We start from the raw sequence: 8,304 nt of genomic DNA, 5'->3' as shown, positions 1-8,304 counted from the left end.
GGTGGGCCGCTGCCCACTGCTGTGCCAGTCGGTGTCCACCGAACCCGAGTCGGCGACGAGAACCCCTGCGGTATCGGCCCATTCGGAGACCGGGTGATCGAGCCGGTCGTCGTGCGCCCAGCGCAGCGGCCGCCGCTCGCGCCGGTGATAGCCCAGTGCCGCGGCCGCCAGCCCGGCCGCCTCCTGCGCCTCGCCACGGTTCGGGCCGTCGCTCTCCGCGAATTCCCGCAGCGCCGCCTCGATCTCATCGGGCCCGGTCTCGGCGTAGTCGTAGGTCCAGCGCCGGCTCGGCCGCACCTGATGCTCGGCCGCCAGCTCCAGCAGCCAATCCCGCAGGCGCAGTACGGCTTCCGCCCCGCCGTCACGCTCCTCCTGATTGGGCGGCAGCTGATGCAGATCGTAGGACCGCTCGCCGACCACCAGCGCCGCCCGCACCATCGGATACAGATCCACCAGGGTCGGCAGCAGTTCGGCCACCACATCCTCACCCTCGGAATCCCGTTCTCCGATGGCATGCAGCAGTCCGCGCAGATCCCCGCGATAGTGGTGGATCCGCAACTCCGGACACTCCCGCTCGCGCTCCATCAGGAACTCCAGCAGCGCGTCCGCGTCATCGCGCCGCCGCGTCGTCGCCTCCGGGTTCTCCGCGCGAATCACGAAGGTACGCTCCGGTTTCGGCGTCGCGGGGGTGGGCACGAACCCCAGGTCGACCGTGCTCACTCCGGGCAGCGGGCCGGGCGCGGCGGTGGCCGTCCGGGCATCGGCGAAGGCGACGGGACCGGACGCCTGGTCGGAGGCCCCGCTGGTCATCCCGGCATGCTTTTGGCCGGGATCCACACCGGCGTGCTGGATTCCGGCCAAAAGCTCGCCGGAATGACGAGGTGAAGTCTCGCCGGAATGACGGGATGCGGTTTCACCGGAATGACGGGGTGCGGCGGTTCGGATGGACACCACCAGATCGCCTGTGGTGCAGGTGATTCCGGGTCGTACCCGGCGGGAGCCGTCGACTTCCGGTGCCGCCGGGATGACGCTGACGAACAGGTCGCCATGGGTCGGGGCGGGGAGTGCTGCCAGGGCAGCCGGGTCGAGCAAGGCGTGCACGGGGCGGCCGGTGCGTTCGCGCAGGATCTGCACCTCGGCCTGGCGGCGCAGGGTGGTGAGGGTGGCGGCGGGGATGCCGGCGACGGCGGCGTCGGCGACGGCCAGCCGGTCGAGGGTGGTGATGCCGGCGTCGCGCAGATGGGCGCGGGTGGCCGGGCGCATGCCGGCGACCAGCAGTAGGTCGCGGCGGGCCTCGAGTTCGGCGGTGCAGGTGGGGCAGTGGCCGCAGGCCAGGAAGCGGCGGTCGCCCCATTGCACCGGCAGCAGTTCGCCGAGCTTGGTGTCGACGATCAGGTTCAGCCGGGCCAGCCGCGCCTGGTAGACCACCGCCATATCGGCCAGCGGGTGGGTGATCGCCACCCCGTCCTCCCAGATACGCGCGTGCGGCGCGGCCCGGAAACCGTTGCGCCGCAACGCCTCCGCCATGGCGGCCAGCCCCAGCAAGGTCGCGATCCGGTCCCGTCGCCCGGCCACCCCGGTCACCACGTAGTCGTGGGTCTCCGGCGAATGGTCGCGCACCAGGAACTCGCAGCGGGCCACGAAATCGCCGTCGAAGACGACCGCACCGGCCACCGCCTCGGCATCCGCGCGCAGGGCCGCCAGCGTTTGGCCGTGCGCGTCCCGCAGCGCCGTGAGCGCCGCCTCTCGTAGATCATCCGGAACCATCGGGGAGTGCGATACGCAGTCGCCGGAACGCGTCGCGGCGGCTGGCCGCGCATCGCCGGGCTGTGATGGCTGCGCCCCCTCCTCGGACACCGCAGCCGATTCGCGCGATAGCAGCGCGGCCGGGTCGTGGACGCCGTGCGCACGGGTGGCGGGGATGGTGTCGCCCAACGCGGCCGCGGCGGGTGGCGATAGGCGGATGCGGGTAACGGTCGAGCCGTGGCGGTCGCGCAGATCGGCCAGGCGGTGCTCGACGGCCGGATCGGGGGTGCGGGTCAGCGCGCCGGGTGACTGGCCGTCCACCGGCGTCACCAGACCGAGTTCGGCGTCGAGCGCACGCAGCAGCGCGAACTCACAGCGCGCCGCTGTCACCAGGTCACCGGTGCTGCACACGACACGATCACCGAACAGCATCAATCGCGGCCCTCCTGTGCCTCTCCTCCGCCGACACCCGCACCCGGCCGGAAGGACGCCTGAGCGTGGCCGAGTCGCGCCATAGCGTAATGACTGCGGGCGGTGTGATGTGCCGCCGGGGAGGCCGCGCGCGCCGCGCCGGACCGGCGGCGAGCCGCGCACGTCAGCGCGCGTTTGCGGGCGATGTTGGGGGACAACGCGACTCGCGTGCGGAGCAAGCCGGGGCGGCGGCTCCGGTGCCGGTCGTGCCCCAGATGTTCGGATCGCGATCCCGGCGTGTCGCCCCTAGGGTGGAGGCGTTGAAGGGAGTCCTTTCGTGCAGAACGGTGAACCCAGCCGCACCGCCCTCGGCGCCGCCCGGTACCGCGCCGACCATCAGACCCTGGACGGCGCGAGCATCTTCCGCGATCCGCTGGCGGCGGTGATCGTCACCTCCGGCAATGAACCCGACGGTCGCGTGGACGAGGTGGCCGGTCGCGGCATCCGGTTGTTCATCGCGGCGCGCTCCCGCTACACCGAGGACGCGCTCGCCGACGCCTACCGCGCGGGCGTGCGCCAGGTGCTCGTGCTGGGCGCGGGCCTGGACACCTTCGCCTACCGCAATCCGCATCCGGGCCTGCGCGTCTTCGAGGTCGACCACCCCGACACCCAGGCGTGGAAGCGCAAGCGGCTGGCCGACTCCGGCATCGACATTCCGGATTCGGTCACCTACCTGGGCGTCGACTTCGAGCGCGACACCCTCGAACATGTGCTGGCCGCAAGCGATTTCGACACCGCGCAGCCCGCCTTCGTGATCTGGCTCGGCGTCACCGTCTACCTCACCCGCCCCGCCATCGCCGCCACCCTGGACACCATCGGCGGCCTGGCCCCCGGCACCGAGCTGGTGCTCGACTACGGCGTCCCGTACACCCCGGTCACTCCGGAGCAGATCGCTGCCGCCGAGGCCCGCGAGCGTCGCCTGGCCGCCATCGGCGAGCGCTGGATCACCTTCTTCACCGCCGATGAGATCGCCGCCGAACTGCGTGAGGCCGGTCTCACCGTGGTCGAGGACCTGGGCCCGTCCGAGGCGCTGGCCCGCTACCTGGACACCGCGTGGAACCCGGATCGGCCCGGCCCGCACCTGGTGCGCGCCGGCATTCGCTGACTTCGCTCATTACTCGCGAGTTGCCCGATCGGAGCACCCCCACGGGCGCCCGCGGTCTGTCACAATCTCCCGATGCTCTACCTCGCGGGCGCTCGCGGCCGCCTTCACTACCGTCGATGGCAGCTCGACAATGCACAGGCCGTGCTGGCCTTACTGCCCGGAATCGGCCAGCACAGCGCGCACTACCACCGGTTCGCCAGGGCGCTCGCCGCCCAGGGAATCGAACTCTGGGCCCTGGACACCTCCGGGCACGGTCTCAGTGAAGGGGACCCGGAACGGCCGGGCACCATCCACGAACTGGCCGACGATGCCCGCATGTTCCTGGATCAGGTTCGCGCACAGGCGAATTCCACTCCCTTCCTGATGGGCCACTCGCTCGGCGCGGCCACCACCCTGGCGGTGCTGCGCGACGCGGATCCGGGTGAGTACCCCGGTCTGGTGCTGTCCGGCACGCCCAAGGCGGTGCTGGAGGGCAAGTCGCCCAAGTCCGCGCGCGGCGCGGCCACCACGAATCGGGCTCGCGCCCATCTCGGTTCCCGCTCGCGGGCCGCGGTAGCGACCGAGCAGGAATCGGACTGGCCGGGACCGCGGCTGCCCGAGGGGCTGCCGGTGCTGATCGTGCACGGCGCGGACGACCGCCGGGCCCCGCTCGAGCCGGTGCGCGACTGGTCGGTTCAGGTCGGCGCGCGCTTCCACGCCTATCCGAACGCCGGGCACGATCTGCTGCACGAACCCGTGCATGCCGAAGTGACCTCGGAGATCGTGGATTTCGTGCACGCGCGTCTGCTGGTCTAGCCGATTACGGTGGGTGCCGTGCCACTTTACGAATTCGAAGGCAAGCGGCCCACCGTCGATCCGACCGCCTTCATCGCGCCCACCGCGACCCTGATCGGTGATGTTCGCGTCGAGGCCGGGGCCTCGGTCTGGTACGGCGCGGTGCTGCGCGCCGACTTCGCTCCCATCATTATTCGCGAACGCGCGAACGTGCAGGACAATGCCGTGATCCACGTGCCGCAGGACGTGACCGTGGAGATCGACGCGGGTTCCACCATCGCGCATTCGGTGGTGTTCCACGGCGCCACGTTGGGCGCGGAATCGATTGTGGGCAACGGCAGTACGGTGCTGGACATGGCGAAGATCGGCAGCGGCGTGATGATCGCGGCGCACTCGCTGGTCGGCCCCGGGCAGGAGATCCCGGACGGGGTGCTGGCCGCGGGCTCACCCGCCGAGGTGAAGAAGCCGCTGGCGGGAACCGCGGCCGAGATGTGGGTGAAGATGAACCCCGCCATCTACGCCGACCTCGCGCAGCGACACCGCAAGGGCATCACCGAGGTTCACTGAGGTTCGCGCCTGGCCCCGGCCAGCAGGCCCACCACTTCCTCGTCGCTGAGCTGGTGGAAGTCCCGATACGCCCCGCCGACCCCGCCCAGGGCGCGGGGCACCAGCGGGCACACCACCTCATCGGCGAGCGCCCGAATCCGGTGCAGCGCTTCGACGGACGACACCGGCACCGCCACCACCACCCGCCGCGGTTCGTGCTGCCGCGCGATCTCGCACCCGACGGCGACGGTCGCGCCGGTGGCCATGCCGTCGTCCACGATCACCACGGTCCGGTCCTTCAATGGAATCGGCGGCTCGGCCCGCAGCACCCGCCGCCGCCGTTCCAGCTCGGTCCGCTCGAGTCCCTCGACGGCCGAGAGCTGTTCGGCGGTCACCCCGGTGTGCAGCATGACATCGCGATTGAGCACCCGCACGCCGTCCTCGCCGATGGCGCCCATGGCCAGCTCCGGTTGCCACGGCACCCCGAGCTTGCGCACCAGCAGCACATCCAGATCCCCGCCGATCAGCTCCCACACCGCGACGGCCACCGGAACCCCGCCGCGCGGCAGCCCGAGCACCAAGGGATCCGCCGCCCGCAGGTGCTCCAGCCTGTCACCCAACGTGCGTCCGGCAGCCCCCCGATCGGGATAGATCATTGCTGTTCAGTCTAGTTCCGCCGGCCCCGGTGGCCCGCGGGTTATTCGCCGCGAATGGTGTATCTGCGCAGCGCCAGGCTGGGATTGGTGGTCCGGACCTCGGCCAGGTGCGCCAGGTCGACACGCCCGGTGGCGATGCCGGGTTGGTCGCCGAGCTCGGCCAGCACCGCGCCGGTGGGGGAGACGATCATCGAGGCGCCCGAGCCGCGTGGGGCCGCCTGATCCGCGGCGGCCACGTACATGGTGTTCTCGATGGCCCGCGCCCGCAGCAGCGTCGTCCACTGATCGACCTTGCCGGGACCGGGAATCCACTGCGCGGGCAGCAGCAGCACGTGCACGCCGCCGGCGGCCAGGCGGCGGATGCCTTCGGGGAAGCGCAGATCGAAGCAGGTCTGCAGGCCGAACACGACACCGTCGACGGTGAAGGTCTGGGACTGGCCCAGCGCGCCGGGCAGCAGCAGATCGGATTCGCGGGAGCCGAAGGCGTCGTAGAGGTGCACCTTGCGGTAGACGGCGGCGAATTCGGCGTCCGGGGTGGCGGCCACGAGGGTGTTGTAGACGTGCCCGGCGGGCTCGTCCGGACCGCCGGACTCGACCACGCCCGCCACCACGTGCACGCCGAATTCGGCTGCGATGCCGCGCAATCCGGTGACGAACGGACCGGTCAGCGGTTCGGCCGCGGCCAGCACCCGCTCGTCGAGGCGCTTGGTCGCGAACATCGAATACTCGGGCGCGACCACCACCTTCGCTCCGAGTTCGCTGGCCGCCTTGACCTCCGCGCGCAGTGCGGTGAGATTGGCCACGGTGTCGGTGTACGGATCGAACTGCACCACCGCCACATCCACCGCGCCCGCCGGTTCCGGAGTCTCGCCCGGCGCGGGCAGCGGAGCGGATTCGTGAATGGCCGTCGCCACTGCTCCCGAGCTGGCCGCATCGTCCGTGGCCAGGGTTCCGGTGACGTAGTTGCGCACGGGTGTGGCTTCGGGATTGCCGAGTCCGGAGGCGGAACCGGCGGGGGTCGAGACGGAGGGCGCGGGCGAGTTGTCCGGATGCACGACTCCCAGGGTATTCACCCGATGGTCAACCCCGCAGCTAGCAGGCAGTAAAATCCTTCGCAATGAGTACCTCACCGGCCGACAGCGTTCCCACTGACGACGAGAGGGACGTTTCCGGCCCGTCCTTCACCGATCTCGGCCTCGATGACCGCATTCTGCGGGCCATCGCGGATGTCGGTTACGAATCGCCGTCGCCGATTCAGGCAGCGACGATCCCGCCGCTGCTCGAGGGTCGTGACGTGGTGGGTCTGGCCCAGACCGGTACCGGTAAGACCGCCGCCTTCGCCATCCCCGTGCTCCAGGGGCTGAACGAGAGCGGCAAGGCGCCGAAGGCGCTGGTGCTGGCCCCGACCCGCGAACTGGCCATCCAGGTGGCGGAGGCGTTCGGTCGGTACGCCACCCACATGCCCGGAGTGCACGTGCTGCCCATCTACGGCGGCCAGAACTACGCGGTCCAGCTGTCGGGTCTGCGGCGCGGCGCACAGGTGGTGGTCGGCACCCCGGGTCGCGTCATCGATCACCTCGAGCGCGGCACCCTCGACCTGTCCGAGCTGCAGTACCTGGTGCTCGACGAGGCCGACGAGATGCTCAAGATGGGCTTCCAGGAGGACGTGGAACGCATCCTGCGCGACACGCCCGAGCAGAAGCAGGTCGCGCTGTTCTCGGCCACCATGCCGACGGCGATCCGCAAGATCTCCAAGCAGTACCTGAAGGAACCGGTCGAGATCACGGTCAAGACCAAGACCTCCACCAACACCAACATCACCCAGCGCTGGGTGCTGGTGTCGTATCAGCGCAAGCTGGACGCGCTGACCCGCATCCTCGAGGTCGAGCCCTTCGAGGCCATGATCATCTTCGTGCGCACCAAGCAGGCCACCGAGGAGTTGGCCGAAAAGTTGCGCGCGCGTGGGTATTCCGCGGCCGCCATCAACGGCGATATCGCGCAGGCGCAGCGTGAGCGCACCATCGGCCAGCTCAAGTCGGGCGTGCTCGACATCCTGGTCGCCACCGACGTGGCCGCCCGCGGCCTGGACGTGGAGCGCATCTCGCACGTCGTGAACTACGACATCCCGCACGACACCGAGTCCTACGTGCACCGCATCGGCCGCACCGGCCGCGCGGGCCGCTCCGGTGACGCGCTGCTGTTCGTGGCCCCGCGCGAGCGCCGCCTGCTCGACGCCATCGAGCGCGCCACCCGCCAGCAGGTCACCGAGATGCAGCTGCCCAGCGTCGAGGACGTGAACGCGCAGCGCGTCACCAAGTTCCACGACGCCATCACCGAGAACCTGAACTCGGCGAACGTGCCGCTGTTCCGCAAGCTCATCGAGGAATACGAGCGCGAGCACAATATTCCGCTGGTGGACATTGCCGCGGCGCTCGCGGTCGGCGGGCACGAGGGCGACACCTTCTTCATGGAGCCCGATCCGGAGCCCGCGCCGCGCGAGCGCCGCGACCGGGACCGGGATCGCGATCGCGATCGCGGTCCGCGCGCCTTCGACGATCGCGGACCGCGCGAGCGCCGCGAGCCGTCCAAGCACCGCCAGACCGGGGCCGAGCTGGCCACCTACCGGATCTCGGTGGGCAAGCGGCACAAGGTCGCGCCCGGCGCGATCGTGGGCGCCATCGCCAACGAGGGCGGCCTACGCCGCAGCGACTTCGGCCATATCAGCATCCGCCCCGACCACTCGCTGGTGGAGCTGCCCGCCGACCTGTCGGACGAGACCCTGAATGCCTTGGCCCGCACCCGGATCAGCGGTCAGCTGATCCAGCTGCAGCTGGACCAGGGCCCGCCGGGTGGACGCGTCATGAGCCGTGCCCCGCGCCGCGAGTTCCGCGACAGCAAGCCGCGCTACGAGCGCCGCAAGCCGCGCTCGTAGTACGGATAAACCAAACGCCCGCATCCGGTAAGGATGCGGGCGCTTGTCATTCCGGCACGTGGGCGCTTGTCATT

At 70.6% G+C, this 8,304-nt stretch carries 6 protein-coding genes and 1 pseudogene; 4 read left to right on the top strand and 3 right to left on the bottom strand.

Going from position 1 to position 8,304, the window contains the following annotated elements:
* Positions 1 to 2,178 (bottom strand): annotated as a pseudogene (locus ON43_RS27245) (hypothetical protein); the annotation flags it as partial.
* A gap of 316 nt (positions 2,179 to 2,494) precedes the next feature.
* Between ON43_RS27245 and ON43_RS27240 the strand changes: the two are divergent.
* The 3 genes from ON43_RS27240 to ON43_RS27230 all read left to right on the top strand — a co-directional run bounded on the left by ON43_RS27240 (position 2,495) and on the right by ON43_RS27230 (position 4,663).
* Positions 2,495 to 3,322: a class I SAM-dependent methyltransferase gene (locus tag ON43_RS27240; protein ID WP_040811991.1), complete on the top strand. Its 828-nt coding sequence runs from the start codon at positions 2,495 to 2,497 to the stop codon at positions 3,320 to 3,322.
* Positions 3,323 to 3,394: 72 nt separating this feature from the next.
* Entirely contained in the window at positions 3,395 to 4,117 is a 723-nt protein-coding gene (locus ON43_RS27235) for an alpha/beta hydrolase (RefSeq protein ID WP_040811989.1), read from the top strand.
* An 18-nt stretch (positions 4,118 to 4,135) separates the two neighbouring features.
* Positions 4,136 to 4,663, top strand: coding sequence for a gamma carbonic anhydrase family protein (locus ON43_RS27230; protein ID WP_040812002.1), 528 nt, complete (start codon positions 4,136 to 4,138; stop codon positions 4,661 to 4,663).
* Here ON43_RS27230 and ON43_RS27225 read toward each other — a convergent pair.
* Entirely contained in the window at positions 4,657 to 5,298 is a 642-nt protein-coding gene (locus tag ON43_RS27225) for a phosphoribosyltransferase (protein WP_040811987.1), read from the bottom strand. The genes ON43_RS27230 and ON43_RS27225 overlap by 7 nt on opposite strands.
* A gap of 41 nt (positions 5,299 to 5,339) precedes the next feature.
* Positions 5,340 to 6,182 (bottom strand): carbon-nitrogen hydrolase family protein, encoded by an 843-nt coding sequence (locus ON43_RS27220; protein ID WP_086008028.1) that lies wholly within the window; start codon positions 6,180 to 6,182, stop codon positions 5,340 to 5,342.
* Positions 6,183 to 6,415: 233 nt separating this feature from the next.
* On the opposite strand from ON43_RS27220, the gene ON43_RS27215 reads away from it, so the two are divergent.
* Positions 6,416 to 8,230, top strand: coding sequence for a DEAD/DEAH box helicase (locus tag ON43_RS27215; RefSeq protein WP_040811984.1), 1,815 nt, complete (start codon positions 6,416 to 6,418; stop codon positions 8,228 to 8,230).
* Positions 8,231 to 8,304: the final 74 nt, after the last annotated feature.

The organism is Nocardia concava NBRC 100430, from assembly GCF_000308815.1.
Lineage (GTDB): Bacteria > Actinomycetota > Actinomycetes > Mycobacteriales > Mycobacteriaceae > Nocardia > Nocardia concava.
The sequence above is the reverse complement of the archived record's forward strand: the minus strand, read 5'-3'. Positions and strand labels throughout refer to the sequence as shown.